The following is a 24,321-nucleotide window of genomic DNA, read 5'->3' on the forward strand; positions in this document are numbered from 1 at the left end:
AAACCGTTATCATATCAAAGCAAATAAAACATTATAAAATCACAAAAAATAAGGATAATAATATGAGTGCTAAAACTTATAAAATGCGCACGGCTGGAAAAGCAAACATTCCGGTACTTGGGCTGGGTACTTGGCAATCAACGGGTCAAGACTGTGTTACTGTCGTTAAAAAAGCGTTAGAAATGGGCTATGAGCATATAGATACTGCCCAAGCATATGACAACGAAAAAGAAGTTGGTCAGGGCATTAAGCAATCAGGTGTGGCTCGCGATAAGTTCTTTTTGACCACAAAGATTTTCCCTGATGACATGAAGTTCCAACCAGAGAAACTGGTCGAAGCGGCAAAGCGTTCTTTAGAAAACTTAGATACTGACTACGTCGATCTGCTGCTTTTACACTGGCCAGATGACCGTGTACCGTTATCTGAAACTATCCCTGCCTTGTGTGAGCTACAGAAGCAAGGACTGACGCGACATATCGGTGCGTCTAACTTCAATATCGCTGATATCATTGAAGCGGAAAAGCACGCAGATGTACCTATTGTAGTTAACCAGGTTGAGTTTCATCCGTTTATCAAACAAAACACGTTGCAGACTTTTTTAAACAATCATCACATCTTGCTTGAAGCGTACTCGCCTCTAGCGCGTGGCGATGTGTTTGATAATGATACTATCAAAGAAATTGCTGATAAGCACAATGTGACGCCAGCGCAAATCTCACTGGCTTGGATTTTGTCAGACAAGCATCGCGTTGCTATTCCAAAAACCTCTAATCCTGATCACTTGCAAGGAAACTTGGACGCCATCAATATAGAGCTGAGTGCAGAAGAGCTAGAAAAAATTGGTAGCTTGGCGCGCGCAGATGGTCGCAAAATTGAACATCCTGATTATAGCCCTGTCTGGGATGACTAATAGCTGATCATTAATTAATTTAATCAGTTAATGCAAAGTATTAAAAAAGCCACCGATCGTATCGGTGGCTTTTTTATACCAGAACAGGCAATTTCATTGCTACTGTTGCAGTGTCTGAGTCTCATGTACCTTTTCAGCAGGATTGTACTGCTCAGAAGAAGGAATTGCCCCACTACGGTTGTTTTCTTTCATCGATTTGGCAACCTCAGGCGGCATATAGTTCTCATCATGCTTGGCTAATACTTCGCCAGCAACAAAGGTATCGCCCTGCATTTCACCAGTGGCCACAACACCTGAGTTTTCAGCAAACAAATCAGGCAAGATGCCTTGATACGTCACGGGCACTGTGGATTTAAAATCTGTAATCGCAAACTCAATACTCAATGGATCGTTTGGTGACCGCTGAACACTACCTGCGACCACCATACCCCCTGCACGAATACGCTTGTCTTGTGGTGCTTCGCCTTGTGCAATGGCCGTGGCGTCAAAGTAGTAGTCGGTCTGCTGCCCAATGGCATAAAGCACCAACACCACGGCTATCGCCGCCCCTGCCAGTGTAAACATAACCCACATCAGTTTTTTGCGACGAACTGCGTTCATACCACTACCTCATTGATGACTCGTTGTTTTACAAATTAAGAATCTGTAAAACAAAAATATTGAAGAAACTACCATTAGAAAAACGTTCTAAAAATGTCTTTCTAATCTTACTCTTCTCATGGCTATATGGTAGCATTTTTCGGACAAATCAATAAGCCCCATAACTACTTATGAGGCGATATCATTATGATATTAGAACAATTTTCTTAATTAGGACGCTTTGTCACAGGAGTTTGTGTTTTAGCCGTACGCTGTGCTTGACGCGCTTGCTGAATAGTAAGCTGCTTAATAAGTGCTTGTCTTTGTCTACGGCTATAAATGATGAATGCCAGCATCACGCCAACCGTAATAGCCCAGCACGACCACACAAAAGCTCCATGCTTACCCATGGCGATAAACTCAGACACACTATAAAAATAGGGCTGCATAATAGTTTCCTAGCCGTTATTTGTGTTGACCACGAATGTATTCTTTGACCCATGCTTTGCCTTGATCACGATATAAAATCAAGGTATTGGTACGATAAATTGCCAATGTTGCCACCATCAAATAACTACCAATAATCATGAGTAGCAACGGCATCCACATATCTGCCGACATTTTTGGCGCAGCAGTTAAGGTAAAGGTTGCGCCTTGATGCAAGGTATTCCACCATTCGACTGAGTATTTGATGATAGGTAGATTAACTGCACCAACAATGGATAAAATGGCTGCGGCTTTACCGCGGTTGGCAGTATGTTCAAATGCGGCAAACAGCGCCATGACGCCTGCATATAAAAACGCCAAGATTAGCATAGACGTCAAACGTGCATCCCAAACCCAGTAGGTTCCCCACGTTGGTTTTGCCCAAATAGAACCTGTCAGCAAACTAATCACACATAGCAAAAAGCCTATTGGAGCAAGGGCTTGTGCGACCAAACTGGCTGTCTTAATTTTCCATACTAGATAAATTACCCCCAGTACGGCAAGCGTAAAATAGACTGAAATGGCAAGGCTGGCTGCTGGCACATGGATAAAAATAATACGATAACTATTGCCTTGCAAATAATCAGGCGGCGCAAAAGCAAGTCCCCAGATACTCCCAATGAGCAAGCAGATACTGGCCAATATCGCAAGCCACTTCACCCAAGGGGAAAAAATACGAAAAAACTGCTTGGTGCCCACAGTGGTTAAGAAACCCTGCCAAATGCGTTGCCACAGGCTGGGAGATGAGACGTTATTCAGGTTGGGCATGGGAATGAACCTATTACTCAGCTTACTGGTGATGACCGATATAGCGCACTATAGGTGCGGTATCTGCCAACCTGCTGGCGTTAAACACTGGATAGAATCTATAAGGGATGGTTTACACACTTAATTGAGTATTATAGCAAAATTGCCAGTTTTCACCACGATGTTAATACAATGAGTGTGAATACAATGGGTTTTGACGTTGTCGCGAATGTCCGCTTTAATTCAGCCATGCCATTTTTAAGGTCAGCGCAATCACCCACGGCATGACCAAAACTGACACAATACTGCCTGCTAATAATAAAGCCAATATGGGCAAACCATTTAAACCAGTAGCATATAAATCAACCGCACCTGTCGCAAAAATCAACACTGGCAATTGCATTGGTAAGGCAATCAAAGGCACAAGTACCGCGCCGTTTTTTAGTGACAACGTCAAACTACTGGCGACGGCAGATAACATCAGTAGCATTGGGCTACCAGCGACGATAGAGGCCATCAATATCCATGTCTCAAACCAACTCAGCTGAAATAAAGGCACGGCCAGCAAGCTCAGCACAGCCACAATACCGCTGCTAAATACCCAGTGAATGGCCAAGCGGATCAATACCCATAAAGGCAGTGAAGCCTTGGCTACAACCAATTGCGCCAGCGTGCCATTATCGAGGGCAGGCTTAAATAAACCATCGACGCCCATCACTAGAGATAACAAGGCAGCAATCCACACGGCTGATACCCCAAGTCGCTGCAATAATGCAGGTTCGCTACCAACAGCTAAGGGAAACAGTGTAATAATCACCAAAAACAGTACCAAAGGATATAACCACTGCACTGCTCCTTGCTGCTTTACTTGCCACTCGCGCCGCCATAACTGTGTAAAGCTGATACCACGCGAAGTTACTTCGATAGTATTTTGGCTTTTACTCGTGGCTTGCATAGGACTGTCTGTCTGTGTCATTTATTTGCTCTTTTACTCATCGCACTTATAGTATAGTTGGTACGAAATAAATTGCCTAAACCATATGCTTCGTCAAATCGAGCACTTGATTGGCCACACCGACTGATTGATGACTGGTCATTAATATTGCCCCGCCAGTATTGGCAAAGTCACGTAATCGGTCCTCCATTCTCGCCACCATATCGACATCAAGTGCCGTAAAAGGCTCGTCAAGTAACCAAAGTGGCGTCACATCAGGCGTCAATAGATACAATCGAGCCAAAGTGATGCGACGGGTTTGGCCAGCGGATAAATGGCTTGAGCTGATGGTTTCAAACCCTTGTAATCCCACCCAAGTGAGCGCGTCATCAATATCGGCAGCGCTTGGCGTGACACCATATAGATTCAGTAAAAACGTCAGATTTTGTGCAACGGTGAGATTGGGATGAATACCCAGTTGATGCGACACATATAAAGGCTGAACTGGCAAACCTGCCGTCCCTTGGTAAACAACCTCCCCCGTCAGCACTGGCAACAATCCAGCCAGCTGCATCAGTAACGTCGTCTTACCTGTTCCATTTGCACCAACGAGATGGCAAATGCTACCAGCCGATAAATGCAGCGTGACCGCTTCACATAGCGGAATTTCACCGCGTTGAACCGTCAGCTCATCAAGCAAAAGTAAGGGGGTATTTAAAGCCGTCATCAAAACCTCTCGTTATTTATCAAGCGGCAATTAATATTCATCACAAACAAGTACGATGTTCGTGGCATAATACTTTATGCTTAATACAAACACACAGTATAACAAATTGTCGATTACTATGACCTCAAAACCTATGCAGACTTCAAAAGACAGCCAAAACCAAACGCCCGAAGTAGATACTGAACCTAAGGTAGATACTAAAAATAGCCGCTCTACTGCAAGCTTGTCAGGCGCAAACTTAACCGTAGACAGTCTAATCGACGCGCAAGTCGAGTTTATGCAGCAGTGGTTAGGCAATCAATCTGAGCCGTTAGCCATCGAAGCTTGGCAATGGTTTGGTGAGCAGCCTTTAAACAAATACCTCAACCGTGATCATTTACAGCATCTGATTAATGATTGGCTCCTCAATAACCCAATAAGTGACATGGTACGTAAAGATATTCGCGATATCCTGCGTACGGTTATTTATCATCCCGTCAATGACAATGTGCCTTTGTCTGAGTTGATAGATGACACGCAAGTTGAGATCCTTGCCAATTATGTAGGCAGCCATGATGAGCAGCGCAATGTCTTGATTCATGCGCTAGTCGGTAACGAAACCTTTGCAGATTTGCTCACGCAAACGCTATACCATGCCATCAATGATTTTATGGAAACGACGCTCGATAAAGCGGGCGGCGTTGGCAAATTGATGAAGCTTGGGCGCAGCTCTTTTGAAAAAGCCACCAACAGAAACCTTGACGAAAAATTGCAGGCATATTTGCATCGCAATATTAAAGATTTGGTACGCCGAGCAGAAGCCAATGCGCAAGAGCATTTATCCAATGAAGAAGTCGCGCGCTTGTTGGTCACTGGTTGGGCGCGTATCAAAGATCAGCCTGTCAGTCATCTACAAACCTACTTGCGTGATGAGCCTGATAACAGCAGCATCGACCATATCGAGGCCAGTATTCAGCAAAGCTATAACCGATTGCGAATGTCACCTTATTTGCACACTCTCGTAGCAGCGGGTGTCGATACTTGGTACGCCAATCATCAAGCAGATACCATTGCGACTATCGCTGCAAGTTTGCATATTGATGAGCAGGCCATGACACAATTTAGTACGGCGCTATTGCCTGTCATACACGATGCCCTTGAAAGCCCTTGGTTCGTGGCGCATATCCGCGAGATGCTGCAAGCCTTTTATGATCAGCCAAACATCAAAGAAGGTTTGGCTCTTAATAACAAGTAATTGGCCAGTTTAGAGTCTCTATAAGCACTTACTATCATCTATTTGTCAGCACACTATTTATGAGCCAACGTAATAAACTCAGCTTGTGGCAAAAAATCAAACGGTTCCTGACGACATCAGCGCCGCAGTCTATTGTTGATAGAGCAAACAAGCTGCCTTTGTCATCGACCAAAATAGATAGAGCCAACTCTGAAAACCAAAGCGCATCAAATAGCTCTACAGATGATGATAGTCCTAGCGACCACAATGGCGATACCAATCCTGTCGATAACTCTAATGCGAGCATTAATAATAAAGGTACGCAAACAGCTTCCTCTAGCCCAAACGCTAGACAATCTCAGCATAAAGGCACACCCATTGTTGATTTTTTAAAACAGTATTTCAATGAAAATCAATGGCACTATACACACTACAGGCCTAAAACTAATGACGGCCAGCAGTCGCATCATTTGTCACTACGAATGCGCCATAAACAGCTCAACTGTAGCTATCTGTTTCGGGTGCAAGAAAGCAACAAGCTACTGGCAGTCTATGGCATCTTGCCATTTTTAATACCAGAAACTCATCAAAGCGCAGCAATGCTACTGATTACCCAACTCAATTATGACATGCTTATTGGCAATTTAGAAATGGACGTCAATGATGGCGAGATACGCTACAAAAATGCCATCGATGTCGAGGCAGTGGGTATTAATAGCGATATTATTGAACATTTACTACAAAGTGTGATTGCTATGACCACAGTTGCCAACGAGTTGTTTAGTGATTTAATCAACAATCAAGACCCTGCCGAAGACTTGCCAACGTTATTGACGGAACTGCGCCAACAAGCAGATTCACGAACGTTCTTTTTGCCAACGCAGTTCGTACAGTAACGAGCTGAGCAAAATATATATCCATTACTTTTATACTTCTTTGTCAATATCTGGCTCGGAAGTATCTGGCTTTCCAAATTCTCCCAAAATAGAAACCCTTTAATATTATGCTAAAAATTGCTTACTCCGATATTTTTCGTTATTCGGTCCCTGAAAAACATCGCTTCCCTATGCAAAAATACACCATGATTCCTGAGCGTCTGTTGGCTGAAGGGACGATCAGTAATGATAATTTTTTTGCGCCTGCTCGGTTAAGCGAAGACGAGATTTTGACCACTCATACGCCCGAGTATTGGCATCACCTAAAGACCCAAACGTTACCGCGAAAAGAAGCGCGCGCCATTGGCTTTGAGATGACACCAACGCTGGTCGAGCGTGGACGTTATATTGCTCATGCCACTTATGAATGTGCCTTGTTTGCTCAGCAATACGGCGTGGCAATGAATGTCGCAGGTGGCACACATCACGCGTTTGCCGATCATGGCGAAGGGTTTTGCGTTTTCAATGACGTTTGTATTGCCAGCAACTTACTGCTCAATCGCGGACAAGCACAAAAGATTTTGATTGTGGATTTGGATGTACATCAAGGCAATGGTAACGCCAGCATCATGGCAGATGAATCACGCGTTTTTGTCTTTAGTATGCATGGCGCCAAAAACTATCCGTTTCGTAAGCAGGTGTCTGACTTAGACATTGAGTTGGATAACGATACAGGCGATGAAGAATACTTACGAATTCTAAAAAACACCCTACCGCGTTTAATCAATGAGTTTGCGCCAGACCTGATGTTTTATCAATCTGCCGTGGACGTGCTCGCAACTGATAAATTAGGCAAGCTGGGATTGACAATCGAGGGCTGTAAAGCGCGTGATGAATATGTGTTACGCCAAGCAAAACTTGCCAATATTCCCGTCGCAATAGTGATGGGTGGTGGTTATTCAGAAGATATCGAAGATGTGGTCGAAGCGCACTGCAATACGTTTCGATTAGCAAAGCACATATATTTTAGTGAGACAGCTGGTTAATATCATAGAGACTACATAAAAGAGAGTCAGCGGGACTGGAATAAATTCTGCGAAGCCTCTGTCACGCTCGCGAACAGCAAACAAGTAAAATTTTTACCAGTGCCGCATTGAATGTTTTTTATCTGTTTTATTTAGTCTAAACTATATGAAATAGAGACAAAGACTTAACCTGCAAAGATATCATTTATCACATCATAAGGCAGCTTTATATGGCAAAAATATTGATAGGTATCGGCATCTTGTTGGTGATCGTCGGCATCATTTGGATGCTGTTTCCCAGTGCATTTTCGTGGATAGGTAATCTGCCAGGCGATGTCAAACACACATCAGGCAACACGCGGGTGTACTTTCCAGTAGTAACCATGATAGTGATCAGTGTCGTCGCGACGATCGTATTGAATTTATTTAATCGTTAAATAAAAGGTTTGTACTTAATTTTTAAAAGCTTAAAGACTTAGAAAAAAGCAGTAACCCCCTGCCAGCCGACGCGTATCCCAAGTACCGTCAAAATCACTAAAATAAGCTGACGGAAGCGTGCTTGCGGTAAATAACGACGTAAGCGAATACCGACCAAAAGCGCAACGATAGACAAAATGCTCAACAGTGCTATCATTTGCCATTCACCACCGCTCAGCGCCATGAGAGGCTCTCGTAAGACGATTATTTGAGCGATTTTTCCCAAAAAATAGCACATATTGCCAACTTTGGCGACCGTGTTTTTATCGTCACTGGCAGACAATAAGTACATCATCAATATGGTCGACATGGCATTGGTCGCGCCGCCAATGAGGCCTGCGCTAAAGCCAACCCCAATTAGCACAGGCTTAGTAGCAGGCAAACGAATCTGTTTACCCAGTAGGCTGCTTATCACGTAGAAGCCAATAACAGCGGCCAATACCAACAAGATATAGGCACTATCTACCCACAATAATAGCTTTGCGCCCAAAATACTACCAAGCAAGCTGGTCAACGCCAGTAACCAATAGCGCCTGCCGTAATAAATAAAGTTTTGCCAGATGGTACGACCGCCACCCGCCAGCCAAGTCATCGCATTGAGCAATAGAGATGGAAAGATGGTCAACACAATGGCATAAGGTAACGGGTACATACTGGCAAGCGCTGTGGTCGTCACTAACGTCACACCCAGCCCACTAATACCATGTAACAATGAGGCCAGCGCAAAGACTGCCACCAGCAATAACGTCTGTGCGCTATCGTCACCAATTATTTCGGTCATATTTGTCGCACCATTCAAAGCTTAGCGCCCATACTTATAACGACATAACTACCCATTTTGACTTTGCCAAATGGACTCACCGATGATGCTTGCTAATTGCTCAGCAATCTTATCTTTGCTTGCCTTTTCAAGGGTTATTGGCTCTTTCTCGTAACGATCTGAGAAGAATACCTGCATCGCATTGTCGTCGCTAGCAAAGCCAATGTCTGCTCGTGAAACGTCATTGCAAGCAATCAAATCTAAATTTTTAGAAACAAGCTTACCACGCGCATAACGCTCGACGTCTTGCGTTTCTGCTGCAAAACCAACGACAAACAGCTCTGGATTAGCAAGTGAAATCGTAGCCAAAATATCAGGGTTTTTTACCAAGCTTAACGTCATGGCGTCTTGCGTTTTTTTGATTTTTTGCGGCGCGGCTTCTTCAGTGCGATAATCAGCCACAGCTGCAGTGGCAATAAATATATCCGCTACTCTCACGTTATCATCGGCTACAGAAATATCATGTGTATGCTCATCACCACAATCACAGGCGTCATGATGATGGTCATGGGTATGATCGTGAGAATGGTCATGCTCATCTTCAGAAATATATTGTAATGCACTATGGGTGCCATCCACACATTGCTGCGTGGCGAGCAGCATCTCTTTAGCAGACAATACATCAATACGTGTGACATTAAGCGGTGTGGGCAACGCCACTTTGCCACCAGCAATTAAAATAACTTCTGCCCCAGCAGCCACACAAGCGCGCGCTAACGCAAAACCCATCTTACCCGTAGAGTGGTTGGACAAATAACGTACCGGATCGATGGCTTCGACAGTCGCTCCTGCTGTAATCACGACTCTTTTGCCTGCTAATAGCTGCGGCGTTGTTTGCATTGCCTTAAACAATAGTACCTCAGCCAATAGCTGTTCAGGCTCAGGCAAGCGCCCTGCTCCCACATCACCACATGCTTGCTCGCCACTTGCAGGCTGGATAATCTGATAATTCATGTCGCGTAGGGTTTGCACGTTTAGATTCACTGCTGGATGCGCCCACATCTGCTGATTCATGGCAGGCGCTATAATGACTGGTGCTGTGGTTGCCAGACAGACAGTGGTCAATAAATCATCTGCCATCCCCATCGACAGCCGGGCAAGCGTATTGGCAGAAGCTGGTGCAATAACCACCAAATCCGCCCACTTAGCCAGCTCGATATGACCCATGCCTGCTTCCGCTTTTTCATCAAGTAATGAGATATGCACCTCATTACCAGTTAAGGCTTGTAGCGTCAAAGGAGTAATAAAAGCTTGTGCGCCTGTGGTCATGATGACGCGCACATCAAAACCTGCTTTAATCAGTAAGCGGGCAAAAATGGCAGATTTATAAGCGGCGATACCGCCTGTGATAGCAAGCACGATATTGGACATAAGCATGGCATCAATAAGAAAGTTGAAAGATAAAATTGCGCTTATAGTAACAATTATGAGATAAATTGGGTAAGATTTCGCATATTTAACCACAGTATTTACCCAAGGTGTTTGCTACTCACCCCTATTTAAGGAGAAACAATGGCCATTAAAGACTGGCATGAAGAAGACCGACCACGCGAAAAGTTACTGAAATTTGGCGCCGCCCATCTGACCGATGCAGAGATTCTGGCAATATTTTTACGGACAGGGACGCAGTCGCAATCAGCGATTGAGCTTGCCCGTCATCTCATTGAGCAATTTGGTAGCTTGGCAGAACTGTTGGCCGCGCCTCAAGACGTCGTCCTTGCTTGCCACGGTATTGGCCCTGCCAAATACTCACAGATATTGGCCTCGCTAGAAATGGGCACACGGTATTTAGACAGTGAACTCAAAACAGGTCAAGCACTTGGACGCTCACAGGTGGTCAAAGATTATATCAGTACGCAGTTGCGCGGTGAGCGTCGCGAGGTCTTTGCCGTCCTCTGTTTGGACAATGGACTAAACCTTTTAAACTTTGAGATACTCTTCACTGGTGGCATATCCTCGTGTTCCGTCTGTATCAAACACGTATTACGCCATGCTTTGAGTCACGCAGCCAGTCAATTAATCATCGCACACAATCACCCGCATACCGATGCCAAACCCTCAACGGCAGACAACCTACTGACCTACGAGCTAAAAAAAGCCTGTGACTTATTGGATATAGCCCTTGTCGATCACATCATCGTCGGACGTAATGACACTTTGTCTTACGCTGAAAGTTGCTTGCAGCCTTTTCAATGATGATTGGTCATTGATTTTTAGCACTGCTATCAAGCATTAGCAATTCAATGACTTACTGCTCAGTATGGTTAGCAGATAGAGACATGATACATATCATCGACACAGCGTAGCATTTTAGCTATTGATAGTTATCAACAACTGTTACATATTGTTAGTTAACTTTATTTTTTCTTTGTCTTTTATTATTTAAGCCATACTCAACATAGTGGTTGATAAAACCTAGCCATTTAACATTGGTGTTGTAAGGCTGGCCTTAAAAAATTGTCTCCATAAAATAATGCGACTTCAATATGGCTATGAAAAAGTAAACCACTTGCTAAAACAACAATTATATTAATTTAGAATTTCATTCATACATCTTTACGCTTTTAGTTTGGCGTCATAAAAGGAGACAGTCATGGCCATTGGCTTATTTATTTTGGCAATCATCATTCAATTAGCCGTAGTTTTGGCCATCTTTTTGTTGTCCTTATCTCGTGTTACTGGCAGTGTGGTTGCCCTTGTAACCATCATCGTAACGGCGATCATCAGCCCTTGGTCACTCTTCTTAGGTATACCGATTGCGCTACTTTGTTTGGTATTGCTCGTCACTCCTATTCGTCAATCTTTAATTACCAAACCTGTCTATAAAGCTTTGGGCGGCGCGATGCCTAGCATGAGCGATACTGAGCGTGAAGCGCTTGATGCTGGTACTAGCTGGTGGGAAAAAGAGCTATTTATGGGTGCGCCTAATTGGGACACGTTTGCAAGCTATTCTTATCCAAAGCTATCAGAAGAAGAACAAAGCTTCATTGATAACGAAGTAGAAGTGCTTTGCGCCATGCTTGATGAATGGAAAATTCAGCATGAAGACAAGGATTTGTCTCCTGAAGCATGGCAATTTATCAAAAGTAACGGGTTTTTGGGTTTAATTATTCCAAAAGAATTCGGTGGTTTAGAGTTTAGCTCTTATGCCCAAAGCCGTGTCATGAGTAAAATCGCCTCACGTTCACCGACTGCTGCCGTCACCTGTATGGTGCCGAACTCACTCGGACCTGGTGAGCTTTTGATGCACTATGGTACAGATGAGCAAAAACAGCGCTGGTTACCAGGTCTTGCCAAAGGCGATGAAGTGCCATGTTTTGGTTTGACAGGCCCTGAGGCCGGTTCCGATGCTGGCGCTATTCCTGATACTGGTGTGGTTTGCTACGGTATGTATGAGGGCGAGCAAGTCCTTGGTCTGCGCATGAATTTTTCTAAGCGCTGGATTACGTTGGCGCCTATCGCTACTGTTGTAGGTTTGGCGTTCAAGATGCACGATCCAGAAGGGTTGCTCGGCAATCCTCAGAAAACCGACTATGGTATTACTTGTGCGCTCGTTCCAGCGAGCCATGAGGGTGTTATTATCGGGCCGCGTCACAACCCAATCGGCTCACCCTTTATGAATGGTACGGTCGATGGCAAAGACGTCTTTATCCCATTGGATTACATCATTGGTGGCGTCGAAAACGCAGGTCGTGGTTGGCGTATGCTGATGGAATGCTTGGGCGTTGGTCGCGGTATCTCCTTGCCTGCTCTATCAACTTCAGCCAGTGAAATGACGTATTTATCTGTCGGCGCTTTTGCCAAGGTTCGCGAACAGTTTAAGATTTCGGTTGGTAAGTTTGAAGGTGTGCAAGATGCCACCAGCCGTGTGGCCAGTAACACTTATATGCTAGAAGCATTCCGTCACCTTGTGACTTGTGGTTTAAATCAGGGCGGTACACCGTCCGTCATGACAGCGATGGCAAAATACTATGCCACCGAAACCATGCGCAGTGTGGTCAATGACGGTATGGACATCGCAGGTGGTCGCGCCGTACAGATGGGTCCGCGTAACTTTTTGGCGACGCCTTATCAAGCGATTCCAGTCTCTATCACCGTTGAGGGTGCCAATATCTTGACACGCTCGTTAATGATCTTTGGTCAAGGTGCGATGCGTTGCCATCCTTATTTGTTTGATGAGCTACAATTGCTACAAAGTGAAGATAAAGAAGGCGCACTTAAGCAATTTGATAATTTGTTCTTTAAGCATTTAGGCTATACTTTCAACCGCGGGGCAAAAGCATTTGTCGCAGGTTATGTTGGAGGTAGTAGTCATGCACCAAGCTTCGCTGATACCTTTACCCGTCCGTACTACAAGCATATCAACCGTTTAAGCGCAGGCTTTGCTCTGACTGCCGATATGGCATTGGGATTATTGGCTGGTGATTTAAAACGTAAAGAGATGCTCTCTGGTCGTTTGGCTGATATCCATGGTCACTTATTTATCACTACTGCCATTTTGCAGTTTTATGAGCATGGTACCAAGTCAGAGGCTGAACGTTTACATGCTGAAGTGGCACTAAAAAACAGCTTTTACACGATTCAAGAAGCCTTTTTATCGTTCTTTGATAACTTCCCAAATCGTATGGCAGCAAGTGTGGTGAGTTTTGTGACGTTCCCAAGTGGTCGTATTTTTACCCCGCCAAGTGATGAGCTAAAACGCCAATTGGGTGATACCTTTATGGACGATTTTGAGGCAAATCCATTCCGTGATTATCTCAAAACCATGGTCTACTACAATACTGAAGCGGACGATGTTACAGGACGAATGGAGCACGCTTACCAAACGCTACTCAACATAGAACCTTTATGGCAGAAGTTTAAAAAAGCAGAGCACAAAGACAGCTTTGAAGGATTAACCTTTGAGGATCACGTGGTCTATGCCAGTCAAAAAGGGGATATTACGGAAGAAGAAGCAGAAGTACTCATTCAATATAATGCCTTACGCTTCGATTCTCTATTAACCGATGTATTCGACAAGCATTTAGTAAAAGCGCAAGAGCGTAATAATCCTCACAGCCTTGAGAATGCAGTTCAACAACTGACAGACTACGCGCAATTGAAAAATGAGGCTCAAGCCAAACATGGTATTGTGACCAATAGTGAGATTACCTCTGATAAGTTGGCTGCGTCTGACAGTGTCGATGAAAAGATTGGTGACGCCAATCCCAATCATGGCTATGAAAGCGATGGCGATGTAGAAATGGTGTCTGAGCAAAACACGGTCGAAGAAGTACGTGCTCAGACCAACTTTGGCGATACCAATCCTGATGCAGAAGCGCTTGATCATCGTCACCGTGATGCCGCGTCTCATTTAAATGAACGCATGAGCAACAATCATAGTCTGAATAAAACGCATACTGACAAGACCAGTATTAACCCTATTGAAAGCTCAGACCATTCTAAAATACCTGAAGATCTTGTGATCGCTAAGGATGAAGAGGAAAAACTTCCTACCGCTGATACATCTGATACTAAATGGCAAGACGGCTTACGTCGTGACGAAAACGATAAGGTGTAATAAGGTCAAAAACCTTGCTTAAGCTGTAGTATTTTACTGTCGTTTTCTCTCAAAAAGACTGTCCTATTGGATGGTCTTTTTTGTGCATCAAACACAGTCGCTTTTGAGAAATACTAGCGCAACTGCTCTTTATTGAATCATAAAAAAAATTCATAGATAAATTAATTATTAAATACATAAACGCTGATTTATAAAAAAACGTTGCAGTACCCTTAACTATTATCTTATATTGTGCGGCAAATTGACATAAAGTCACATATGGAAAGTTTACCAACACAGAAAATCAGGTGTAAAAACATAGATTAACGATGCATAAATGCATTGTTAATCCCCTTGCCTGTACTGTGCATCGTGTATAAAAGGATAGAGTTTATGTGGAAAAATATGGGACTGACAGGCAAGATCATTGTTGCCATGGTGCTCGGTATCATACTGGGTTTATTTATAAACTATTCAGGACTCAACGCTGAAGGCGGTTTTGTTCATACGTATATTACCAACGGTTTTCTTGCCATTGTCGGTAAGCTGTTTGTTAACTCACTAAAAATGCTGGTCGTTCCTTTAGTGCTTATCTCACTGATTTGCGGTGTGTGCGGCATTGGCGATATCCGCTTGCTTGGTCGTATTGGTAGCAAAACGTTTTTCATCTATATGGTAACAACGGCATTAGCGATAGCCACAGCTATCGGACTTGGTATTGTATTTGGCATCGGTAAAGGCATGGATGTCGAAACTGAGGCTGCGTTTGAAGCTCAGTCAGCACCGCCTCTGCTAGATGTATTCTCTAACATCATTCCATCAAACCCCATCAGCGCGATGGCAAATGGTGACATGTTATCGATTATTTTCTTCGCTATCTTAATCGGTATCAGTATTTTGATGGTGGGTAAACCTGCCAAAGGCTTGGTAAAAAGCTTAGAGCTTATTAATGAAGTGATCCTAAAAATGGTGACCATCATTATGAACCTAGCCCCATATGGTGTCTTTGCGCTACTAACTAAAGCGATGGCAGAGCTTGGTTTAGACCTTATTTGGTCATTACTGGGTTATGTTGCTGTACTGGTTGGCTCACTGGCTTTCCATTTCTTTGTCACTATGATGATTGTACTCAAGCTTTTTTCAGGCTTATCCATCAAGACATTTTTGGCGAAAATGCGTGAAGTGCAAATTTTTGCATTCAGTACATCAAGCTCGAACGCGACCATCCCTATTACTTTGCGTACCGTCACCAAGCGCATGGGTGTCGATAACTCAGTCGCGTCGTTTACCGTTCCTTTTGGCGCAACCATCAACATGGATGGTACGGCAATTATGCAAGGTACAGCGACCATTTTCATTGCCAATATTTATGGTATTGATTTGAGCGTGACCGACTATCTGATCGTTATTTTGATGTCTGTATTGGCCTCTATCGGAACCGCAGGTGTACCGGGTGTTGGTCTGATTATGTTGTCCATGGTATTTGCTCAAGTCGGCTTACCTATCGAAGGTATTGGCCTTATCTTAGGGGTAGATCGTATTCTTGATATGCTACGTACCGCAGTGAACGTCAGCGGCGATGCGGCAGTGACTGCTATTGTGGCAAAATCAGAAGGTAAGATGGACTTAGCTATTTATAATGACCCTGATGCGGGCGCGAAAGATGTGTTCGACGGTCACATTGATGAAAACAACGAGCGTGAATTCTCTGAGGTATTTAATGACGGTATCATGGGTAGCGAATACGATGATGTCGATCGTCGTCGCTAGTCATTCATATTAAATAAGTCGTAATAAAAAAACCTTAGTCATGTGGCTGAGGTTTTTTTATGTCGAATAGAAGATATAGTCAGCTAAAAATAAAACGGTTATACGGACGTAAATGCGCTACTAGTATAAATTTCGCTGGTTTGCTGCGTTCCCAAAGGCTGCACAAAATTCATTCCAGTAGCGCTATGTTCTTTTTATAGTGCATCAACTATAGAGCCGACTCAATCAGTTTGTACCTACTACCCTAACACATATTTGGTAATCATCGCCAAGCAGACCAATACAATCAGTGGTCGAATCAATCTACTACCGCCTTTAACCACCATGTGAGAACCGAAATAAGCACCGACTGCTTGCCCAAACATCATTGCTAGCCCCACTTTCCACAATACATTGCCACCCAAGATAAAAAATATCAATGAGCCAATATTGGTAGATAAGTTCAATACTTTTGCCGCGCCTGTCGCTTCGATAATCTGACGACCACGTAGCGCCACATTACCAAGCGCAAAAAACATCCCAGTCCCTGGACCAATATACCCATCATAAAAACCAATTAATGGAGCAGCTACTTTCTGCCAAGTTCCTTCTGAAATACGCGGTGTGGCCTCAACTTCACCAAGCTTGGGCGCAAATAACGTATAAATACCAATGGCGGCAATCAAAAAAGGAATCAGCTTTTCAAGCAAATCTGGTGGTGACATCTGTACGGCAATAGTACCAATGACCGATCCTATAAAGGCGGCAATAATCGCGACTTTGATCCGTTGAGGTTTGATGACGCCTTTTCTGATCATGGTAATGGAGGCCGCCAGTGCCCCAGAAGCCGCTTGTAATTTATTGGTGCCTAGCGTTAAGACAGGTGGCACATTGGCAAGTAGCAAGGCTGGTATGGTCAGCAAACCGCCGCCTCCAGCGATGGCATCAATAAATCCTGCCAGCGCTGCCACAGCGGTCAGCATTAAAATAATCTCTAAAGAGAGGGAGAAGTCCATGATACTGACCTTCAAAATGGATAATGAAAAAGAAGAAAGCCTAAAGAAGGCAGGCTAAAATGGTCGTTTCGGTCAAACTTTTATTTTTCTGACGCACACAGAGAAACGATTGAGCTTTACGCAGTGATGCTCATTATAAAGATAAAACCATAAAAAAAGCCAAAAGCACAAAAAAGTCTGCTAGATTTGTCTAATTACTCAGTAAATATTCAACATCACCCACTTTGATATAGCAAGATGTAACGACTTGCAACTACTTTGTCAGTAATATCCCCTTTATAATATCGCTATTATGGATATATTAAAGCGTACTGATAACTTTTGGTTAAGGTGTTTTGCTGTCTATATGAATAAGAGTATGAGAAACTGTTCTTGTCTAGCTGTTACGTTATCTTAAGTAGCAGCATAGATATTTGAGGTTATTTAATAAATTGCACTTAGTAAATGAGGATGATATGGCAATACGAAGGATTAAGTCTTTTTTTCAACTTGACGCAGCAGGCGGTATCGTCTTGGCATTGGCTGCCGTTGCTGCAATGATTGTTGCTAACTCCCCTCTTAGTGTTTGGTACGAAGGATTTATTCACGCACCCGTTGCCGTTCAAATAGGTGACTTTGCTATTGCCAAAGATGCACATCATTGGATCAATGATGGTCTGATGGCGATTTTCTTTTTCTTAGTTGGACTTGAGCTCAAGCGTGAGGTACTGATTGGTGAGCTGTCCAACGTCAAACAAATCATATTGCCAGCTGGTGCGGCATTGGGTGGCATGATCATGCCTGCCATTGTTTATCTACTCTTTAACTACAATGAGCCTGAGTTTTGGAAAGGATGGGCAATCCCAGCAGCAACTGACATTGCATTTGCTCTTGGTATTTTGAGTCTTTTGGGTAATCGTGTACCCAACTCTTTAAAAGTGTTTTTGGTGTCCATTGCCATCTTTGATGATATTGGCGCCATTTTAATCATTGCATTGTTTTATACCAGCGATTTGTCATTGCAGTCATTGGCCGTGGCTGGCCTATGTTTGCCTGCTCTGTACTTTTTAAATCGTCGCAATGTAACCAGAATCACCCCTTATCTGTTCATTGGTGTGATTATGTGGATTGCGGTACTAAAATCTGGTATTCATGCAACCCTAGCTGGGGTGGTTTTAGCACTCTTTATACCAATGTTTGACCGTACTGATCCTGAGCACTCTCCTGTAGAAGAGTTGGAGCATGATTTACATAATACGGTGGCCTTTGGGATTTTGCCATTATTCGCTTTTGCAAACTCTGGTATATCGCTCGAAGGCGCTGGCATAGCCGAGTTATTCCATTCAGTACCACTGGGTATTGCCGCTGGTCTATTTATCGGAAAGCAATTGGGTATTATGATCATGTGCTGGTTGATCTTTAAGCTTGGTATCTCAACCATGCCAAGAGGCATGAATTTCAAGCAAATATACGGCGCTTCCTTGTTATGCGGTGTGGGTTTTACGATGAGCTTATTCATTGGCGGCTTAGCCTTTGCAGGCGAGAACACCTTGTTTGATGAGCGCTTAGGTATCATCATGGGTTCAATCGTCTCTGGTGTGGTCGGTTACTTTATGCTTAAGGTCAGTCTAAAAGACAATGTCAGTGGGACGACTGTGGATTTGACGCGTCCGCATTGATGATAAATGAGCCACTTAAGGGCAATTTGGCAAATAAGTGGCTCATTGTCACAAGGCTATACGATACTGTGACTGATGGAACCCTATAAATAGACAATAATATCGTTGGCATTGTGAGAATACTTCATCATAAAGGCAACTGATAAATATGGATTCAATCGAGCTAAATAGTAACGCAAACAGAACGTCTGCCAGTAGTCCGTCCCATAAACGGCATCTGACAGGCGCTTATCAACGTCATGGACGTACCACTGCTATCGACGACCATAGCGATTTGCAGGTTTTAAAACGCATCAAACGTTATTTGTTGCCAAAAGACTTTGTCATCTCACAAGACTTATTACATGAGATGGTCGCAGGCTATGATATTGGCGATCCGCTTGCAGATGCATTAGCCGCCGATGGCTTTCGTTTCGCCAAACCTTTACAGCAAGCTATTATCAGCAATGCTGTCGATAATGACCTTCCAAACAATCCCTCTTTCCATGCATTAACTGAACAATTTAGCCAACATCCCGATTGGTTCGACCCTAAGCTAGCACAAATTGGCGCGATCGCTTATCGGCGTTATCCACTGATGCTGATTTGGTTACTACGTAACGTCGCTCTAATGGCAGGTTATAGCATTCCCGCTCTCTCCTTACCACTCATTCAGACCGGCGCACTAATGCATGATGCCCTACCAAGGCTGATGCGCACTTATGCTTATATTCTAGCCATCTCTGAGCACCCACAATTAAATATAGGTGCGTCTCACAAGCGTAAACCGATTGAGCAGGTACTGGCCATCGGCTCTGAAGGATGGCGACAATCTATCCAAGTCCGCCAGATTCATACCTTGGTACGACAAAATCTGCTCAAGGGCAAAGGCAATGCCGCAGTAGGTGTCATATCAGAATCCAATCAGCATCACAACTCAGACGGCAGCTGGAATACTACTTATTGGGGCGTACCTATTAATCAGACAGATATGATTGCCACGCATTTGCAGTTTTCTCTGTTGATTATGCGCGGGCTACGCTTGCTTGGAGCACGCATTAGTACAGAAGAAGCCGAAGGTATTTTGCATTTATGGAATTTGGCCAGCTACTGGATGGGGGTAGACTTGCAACGGCTGCCAAAAGACGAAGCTGCGTGTTGGGAATGGCTCTATACGTATCTATCCATCCAGCAACTTGACTTTAAAATGGGACAACCCTTGGCAAAAGCCTTGCACGATTTGCCCCGCCAACTCATGGGTGAGGACAATCGACGCGGGCGCTTTGTTGAGATGGTCAATGCCAGCGTGACGCGTACGCTAGTTGGGGATGATATCGGCGATGGACTGGATTTACCAAAATCAAAGATACGTTTTGGCGTATTGTCCTCAGTGCCGATTCTTTTTGCACTCGACACCGCACGGCAGCACAATCGAATCGTCGATGAAAAATTAGAAGCGTTCCGTGCCAAGCGTCAAGACAATATGAATTGGTGGCTTAAGAAAAATGATGCATATTATAAATAACAAGCCACGTATGGCAAAAACAAAGCGCGATACCTAAGCGCGGCACACATAGCCTTGAAAAGCCATTTGTGAAAATATCAATTAAAAAATAATCTCGAATATTATTATGAGTCAATAGAATATCTCAAGCCTTTATCAACACCCGTTACTGTCTTTATAATTCTTTATGACTTTTTGTACTAGAGCCGCATCAGACGTGTTTGCTAATGGTTTTGCACGGCAAGCTATTATAGCTTGCCTGCTACAAACGGCTATTTTGTATTCGGTAATACCATTCAAGTTGTCGATCAAAGCCAGTTTCAAGCAAGCTGGCAATGACTCGTCCTGTCAGACCCCATACTGTCTCACCATCAACTTGCCAGCTGGGGGTAAGCATGGTCGCAGTCTTCTCTTGCATCGTATATTCTACCGCGTACTCTACGGTAGGCTGAGTGAGCAACGTCTCAAAATCCGCCCAAAATATGCGTGATATTTCGCCAAGTTCAGGTACGAGCACCAAATCTGGTGCAATAAGTGCCACAATCGGACGTACACTCATACCACTTTTGGACGTTTGTATGGGCAATTGACCAAGCAATTGGACTTTATTGGGTGGTAACGCGGTTTCCTCGCACGCTTCGCGCAGGGCAGTAACGACGTTATTGCCATCGCCCCTCTCATGCCTACCGCCTGCGCAGGACACCTCACCAGCATGACTGTTCATATGTGCAGCGCGGAGCGTCAGAAGTAATTTAGGGCGACGTTCATGGGTGATGGCGACCAAGACTGACGCGTCTGCAATCGGTGTCTGATACAGACTGTCTAAGACACGTGCACTATAAGAGGTGTTTTGATCGCTATATAGCGCGGGGTTAGTAACCGCATTTAACGTCTCATGCTGTACTCGCTCAGCCAATGTTCTGAGCGTGGGATAACGAATCAGCGTTGGCACAGCGACTGACAATTCATCAAAACCTATAGACTGCGCGGGGAGTAACATTATAATTGCCTTTTATTTTTATCAGTGTTTACTGTCATCATGATGGGCGTACCATCCGTTAAACCTCAACAATAAAACGTATCGCGAATCACGTATTTACAATTATTGAATATAGTTAGGATATGCTAGTGGATAAGATTTTTTCATTAAATAAGATGCAAGGCAGAATCGATAACTGCCCGCAAAGACTGCCGTTAATCATTATTGCACTTGCTTGGCTTGGAGGCACCCTTGCCACGGCCGCGCTTGCGCTCATTGGTAATTGGCAAAATGTCGCCATGATTTTGGGCTCATTTGGTGCCAGTTGCCTGCTTATTTTTGCTTATCCAGAGAGTCCATTTGCTCAGCCAAGAAACATCGTCGGTGGTCATTTTATTACTACTTTTACTGGTTTGTCGTTTTTGACTTTATTTGGTGTCGAATGGTGGAGTTTATCGCTTGCAGTCGGCACTGCAATTGCACTTATGCTACTACTTAGAGTACCGCATCCGCCAGCAGGATCTAACCCTTTGATTGTCATGCTCGGCGGCGTAAAGTGGTATTTTCTTCTCACACCCACACTAGTAGGAGCACTTGCCTTGGTGGTGGTTGCTCTCATTTATAACAATATTGGCAGAGGCAGACATTATCCTCGCTACTGGTAGTCCTATAACCCCAGCACTTGCGCTTAGTCAAGCCTAGCGCAAACTGATTGCGGCTGCATATACTTTGTGTGACTGACCTGCTCTGTCTGTTGCACTTTCCTTTATTTGGTAAAATATCAGGCATTACTCTGACAAGAATGTGCTGTTTTTGTCATCCTTGTCGGTGTGGCAAAAATTTGTGTTATCTTAAACTTAAGATCTGTCACCAGATAAAACATGCATCGGTCACCGCCATGTTATGCTCATAGCATCAAAACGATCACTTTTAATATATTTTTATTTTCCTTTATCATTATATAAGGCAGTTGATATGCGCTATTGTCTACAATGCGGTCATGAAGCAGAACGCAAAATACCAGCTACGGATAATATGCCACGCTTGGTATGCCCAAATTGCCATTATATTCATTATGAAAACCCAAAAGTGATTTGTGGCTCGCTCGTTGTTCATAAAAACCGAGTACTCTTATGTCGCCGTGCCATCGAGCCGCAGTACGGTTTATGGACGCTGCCTGCTGGTTTTATGGAAAATGGCGAAACCATGGCTGAGGGCGCGGCGCGTGAGAGCTATGAAGAGGCTGAAGCGGTCGTTATCAATCCTCATTTATACTGCCTATATGACATTCCTGATATTGGTCAAATCTACAGCATCTACTTAGCGGAGCTAAAAGACGGCGCTTATGGTATTGGTGCTGAAAGTCTTGACTCTGCTTTATTCAAAGAAGAAGACATTCCTTGGGATAAAATTGCCTTTGAAGCCGTGCGCCGTACCTTAAAAAGCTATTTTGAAGACCGAAAGCAATTCGATAGTCACGATCAGTTCCCAGTTCATCAAGATTACATCGGTAAAGACCAAAGTATTAAGCGCTATTAGCACCGCACTATAAGTGCAAAAGACTTTACAAAAGTTGTTGGTAAAAGCCATTGATAAGAACTATGCTAAGTACTTAGTACCGTTTCTTATCAATGGCTTTTTATTGTCTGATGTTAACCGCTCAATCTGACTTGTGAGACTATCATGCCGACTTTGTTGCCACGCGCTTTTGCTTTATTACCACTGACCCTCGCCATGACATTGACCAGTGTTAGTATGATCAGTCATGCAGATGACACACGCCTAACCGCTGAAGAATCAGACCCACAAACGCTTGGATGGATGCAAGGATTTCCGCCACCTGAAGATAAACTGATCAGACAGCCATCCTCTGATTTTTTTAGTTTTCCAAAGCTACGTTGGACAGTCTGTCATATCCGTGAGCTGATGCCGACTACTGAGGTCAGTCGCGGCATCGGTGCGCCTTCCAAGCTCAGCTACGCGCTGGATAAAAATATCGATGCCATTACTTTTACGCCCACTGGTAGTAATCGCTCAATGACATGGCGACAGTCATTAGATGCTAACTATACAGATGGTATTATGATCATGCATCATGGCAAGGTGGTTTACGAGCGCCAAAACGGTTGCCTAAATGAGCTGGGTAAACATGCCGTGATGTCGATGACCAAATCGATGACTGGACTACTAGCAGAAATCCTCGTAACCGAAGGTAAGCTTGACGACACAGCGTTGGTTGCCTCCATTATCCCTGAGCTTGCGAACAGTGGTTTTGGTGATGCAACTGTACGCCAAGTGATGGATATGACCACAGCGCTGGACTATAGTGAAGACTATGCCGACCCTAATGCTGACATTTGGAAGTACTCAAAAGCGGCCAGCCCACTACCGAAGCCTAAAGGCTACACCGGTCCTGATGGCTACTTTGAATATCTACAAACGGTTAGGAAAAAAGGCGAGCATGGCAGTGCCTTTAGTTATCAGACAATCAATAGCGATACGCTTGGCTGGATTATTTCACGCACCACTGGCAAAGCGGTCAATGACTTACTCTCTGAGCGTATTTGGCAAAAAATCGGTGCAGAACAAAGTGCCTACATGACCGTCGATAGTAAAGGTACGCCATTTGCGGGCGGCGGTATCAGTGCCGGCTTACATGATATGGCACGCATTGGTAGTCTAATGCTAAATAAAGGCATCATTGATGGCAAGCGTTTATTCCCAGCAGCAGTAGTAGACAAAATCGAAGCTGGCGGTGACAAAGCAGTTTTTGCCAAAGCAGATTATAAACAGCTCACTAATGGCAGCTACAAAAGCATGTGGTGGTCATATGATAATCCCACACCCGTTTATTCTGCACGCGGTGTCCATGGTCAAAGAATTTATGTTGACCCAGCAGCCGACATGGTCATCGTCCGTTTTGCCTCTCACCCTGATGCTAGTAATGGCAAGAACGACCCTACGTCAATACCTGCATTTCGAGCCGTCGCAAATTACTTGATAAAAAAGTAATTGTTTTAACCAAACGCTTAAAACTCACTGATAAAAAGTCACTGCTTAAAAATAACACTAAAAACATAAAAACCGCCGCTTCCAATGTAAA

Annotated in this window: 22 protein-coding genes; 13 read left to right on the plus strand and 9 right to left on the minus strand. The window is 44.0% G+C overall.

Annotation, left to right across the window (positions count from 1 at the left end):
* Nucleotides 1-62: 62 nt before the first annotated feature.
* Nucleotides 63-911, plus strand: coding sequence for an aldo/keto reductase (locus tag ACT3TH_RS04300; RefSeq protein ID WP_444754617.1), 849 nt, complete (start codon nucleotides 63-65; stop codon nucleotides 909-911).
* Between the two features lie 99 nt (nucleotides 912-1,010).
* On the opposite strand, the gene ccmE is transcribed toward ACT3TH_RS04300, so the two are convergent.
* The 5 genes from ccmE to ccmA all read right to left on the minus strand — a co-directional run bounded on the left by ccmE (nucleotide 1,011) and on the right by ccmA (nucleotide 4,384).
* Nucleotides 1,011-1,511 carry a cytochrome c maturation protein CcmE gene (ccmE, locus tag ACT3TH_RS04305; RefSeq protein WP_444754618.1) on the minus strand — a complete coding sequence of 167 codons (501 nt, stop codon included), beginning with the start codon at nucleotides 1,509-1,511 and terminating at the stop codon, nucleotides 1,011-1,013.
* A gap of 206 nt (nucleotides 1,512-1,717) precedes the next feature.
* Complete coding sequence (ccmD, locus tag ACT3TH_RS04310; protein ID WP_444754619.1) at nucleotides 1,718-1,939, minus strand: heme exporter protein CcmD; 222 nt, start codon at nucleotides 1,937-1,939, stop codon at nucleotides 1,718-1,720.
* A 16-nt stretch (nucleotides 1,940-1,955) separates the two neighbouring features.
* Nucleotides 1,956-2,744: a heme ABC transporter permease CcmC gene (ccmC, locus tag ACT3TH_RS04315; RefSeq protein ID WP_444754620.1), complete on the minus strand. Its 789-nt coding sequence runs from the start codon at nucleotides 2,742-2,744 to the stop codon at nucleotides 1,956-1,958.
* Between the two features lie 217 nt (nucleotides 2,745-2,961).
* A complete protein-coding gene (locus ACT3TH_RS04320; RefSeq protein WP_444754621.1) occupies nucleotides 2,962-3,699 on the minus strand; it encodes a heme exporter protein CcmB in 738 nt (245 codons plus the stop codon).
* 55 nt (nucleotides 3,700-3,754) lie between these two features.
* Complete coding sequence (ccmA, locus tag ACT3TH_RS04325; protein WP_444754622.1) at nucleotides 3,755-4,384, minus strand: heme ABC exporter ATP-binding protein CcmA; 630 nt, start codon at nucleotides 4,382-4,384, stop codon at nucleotides 3,755-3,757.
* Nucleotides 4,385-4,517: 133 nt separating this feature from the next.
* Here ccmA and ACT3TH_RS04330 point away from each other — a divergent pair, with 133 nt between their 5' ends.
* The 4 genes from ACT3TH_RS04330 (at nucleotide 4,518) to ACT3TH_RS04345 (ending at nucleotide 7,934) form a co-directional block, all read left to right on the plus strand.
* Complete coding sequence (locus ACT3TH_RS04330; protein WP_444754623.1) at nucleotides 4,518-5,618, plus strand: hypothetical protein; 1,101 nt, start codon at nucleotides 4,518-4,520, stop codon at nucleotides 5,616-5,618.
* A gap of 59 nt (nucleotides 5,619-5,677) precedes the next feature.
* On the plus strand, nucleotides 5,678-6,493 hold the full coding sequence (locus ACT3TH_RS04335) for a hypothetical protein (protein WP_444754624.1): 816 nt from the start codon (nucleotides 5,678-5,680) through the stop codon (nucleotides 6,491-6,493).
* 107 nt (nucleotides 6,494-6,600) lie between these two features.
* Nucleotides 6,601-7,518 (plus strand): histone deacetylase family protein, encoded by a 918-nt coding sequence (locus ACT3TH_RS04340; RefSeq protein WP_444754625.1) that lies wholly within the window; start codon nucleotides 6,601-6,603, stop codon nucleotides 7,516-7,518.
* 209 nt (nucleotides 7,519-7,727) lie between these two features.
* Nucleotides 7,728-7,934: a DUF2905 domain-containing protein gene (locus ACT3TH_RS04345; RefSeq protein ID WP_444754626.1), complete on the plus strand. Its 207-nt coding sequence runs from the start codon at nucleotides 7,728-7,730 to the stop codon at nucleotides 7,932-7,934.
* 38 nt (nucleotides 7,935-7,972) lie between these two features.
* On the opposite strand, the gene ACT3TH_RS04350 is transcribed toward ACT3TH_RS04345, so the two are convergent.
* A complete protein-coding gene (locus ACT3TH_RS04350) occupies nucleotides 7,973-8,755 on the minus strand; it encodes a sulfite exporter TauE/SafE family protein (RefSeq protein ID WP_444754627.1) in 783 nt (260 codons plus the stop codon).
* 48 nt (nucleotides 8,756-8,803) lie between these two features.
* Nucleotides 8,804-10,165, minus strand: a complete 1,362-nt coding sequence (coaBC, locus tag ACT3TH_RS04355; RefSeq protein ID WP_444754628.1) for a bifunctional phosphopantothenoylcysteine decarboxylase/phosphopantothenate--cysteine ligase CoaBC — start codon at nucleotides 10,163-10,165, stop codon at nucleotides 8,804-8,806.
* Nucleotides 10,166-10,306: 141 nt separating this feature from the next.
* Here coaBC and radC point away from each other — a divergent pair, with 141 nt between their 5' ends.
* From radC to ACT3TH_RS04370, 3 genes are all read left to right on the plus strand, one after another.
* Nucleotides 10,307-10,990: a RadC family protein gene (radC, locus tag ACT3TH_RS04360; RefSeq protein WP_444754629.1), complete on the plus strand. Its 684-nt coding sequence runs from the start codon at nucleotides 10,307-10,309 to the stop codon at nucleotides 10,988-10,990.
* A gap of 397 nt (nucleotides 10,991-11,387) precedes the next feature.
* The gene (locus tag ACT3TH_RS04365; RefSeq protein WP_444754630.1) at nucleotides 11,388-14,354 is read left to right on the plus strand and encodes an acyl-CoA dehydrogenase; all 2,967 of its coding nucleotides are present in this window, start codon (nucleotides 11,388-11,390) and stop codon (nucleotides 14,352-14,354) included.
* 372 nt (nucleotides 14,355-14,726) lie between these two features.
* Nucleotides 14,727-16,103: a dicarboxylate/amino acid:cation symporter gene (locus ACT3TH_RS04370; RefSeq protein WP_444754631.1), complete on the plus strand. Its 1,377-nt coding sequence runs from the start codon at nucleotides 14,727-14,729 to the stop codon at nucleotides 16,101-16,103.
* 239 nt (nucleotides 16,104-16,342) lie between these two features.
* On the opposite strand, the gene ACT3TH_RS04375 is transcribed toward ACT3TH_RS04370, so the two are convergent.
* Complete coding sequence (locus ACT3TH_RS04375) at nucleotides 16,343-17,098, minus strand: TSUP family transporter (protein ID WP_444754632.1); 756 nt, start codon at nucleotides 17,096-17,098, stop codon at nucleotides 16,343-16,345.
* A 455-nt stretch (nucleotides 17,099-17,553) separates the two neighbouring features.
* Here ACT3TH_RS04375 and nhaA point away from each other — a divergent pair, with 455 nt between their 5' ends.
* Nucleotides 17,554-18,756 carry a Na+/H+ antiporter NhaA gene (nhaA, locus tag ACT3TH_RS04380; RefSeq protein ID WP_444754633.1) on the plus strand — a complete coding sequence of 401 codons (1,203 nt, stop codon included), beginning with the start codon at nucleotides 17,554-17,556 and terminating at the stop codon, nucleotides 18,754-18,756.
* A 148-nt stretch (nucleotides 18,757-18,904) separates the two neighbouring features.
* Nucleotides 18,905-20,260: an oxygenase MpaB family protein gene (locus ACT3TH_RS04385; protein WP_444754634.1), complete on the plus strand. Its 1,356-nt coding sequence runs from the start codon at nucleotides 18,905-18,907 to the stop codon at nucleotides 20,258-20,260.
* 241 nt (nucleotides 20,261-20,501) lie between these two features.
* On the opposite strand, the gene ACT3TH_RS04390 is transcribed toward ACT3TH_RS04385, so the two are convergent.
* Nucleotides 20,502-21,239 (minus strand): NUDIX hydrolase, encoded by a 738-nt coding sequence (locus ACT3TH_RS04390; RefSeq protein ID WP_444754635.1) that lies wholly within the window; start codon nucleotides 21,237-21,239, stop codon nucleotides 20,502-20,504.
* Between the two features lie 122 nt (nucleotides 21,240-21,361).
* Here ACT3TH_RS04390 and ACT3TH_RS04395 point away from each other — a divergent pair, with 122 nt between their 5' ends.
* From ACT3TH_RS04395 to ACT3TH_RS04405, 3 genes are all read left to right on the plus strand, one after another.
* Nucleotides 21,362-21,883, plus strand: a complete 522-nt coding sequence (locus ACT3TH_RS04395; protein WP_444754636.1) for an HPP family protein — start codon at nucleotides 21,362-21,364, stop codon at nucleotides 21,881-21,883.
* Nucleotides 21,884-22,193: 310 nt separating this feature from the next.
* Nucleotides 22,194-22,757 carry an NUDIX hydrolase gene (locus tag ACT3TH_RS04400; RefSeq protein WP_444754637.1) on the plus strand — a complete coding sequence of 188 codons (564 nt, stop codon included), beginning with the start codon at nucleotides 22,194-22,196 and terminating at the stop codon, nucleotides 22,755-22,757.
* Nucleotides 22,758-22,901: 144 nt separating this feature from the next.
* The gene (locus tag ACT3TH_RS04405) at nucleotides 22,902-24,230 is read left to right on the plus strand and encodes a serine hydrolase domain-containing protein (RefSeq protein ID WP_444754638.1); all 1,329 of its coding nucleotides are present in this window, start codon (nucleotides 22,902-22,904) and stop codon (nucleotides 24,228-24,230) included.
* Nucleotides 24,231-24,321 lie beyond the last annotated feature (91 nt).

It is taken from the genome of Psychrobacter sp. AOP22-C1-C5 (genome assembly GCF_052378885.1).
Classification (GTDB): Bacteria; Pseudomonadota; Gammaproteobacteria; order Pseudomonadales; family Moraxellaceae; genus Psychrobacter.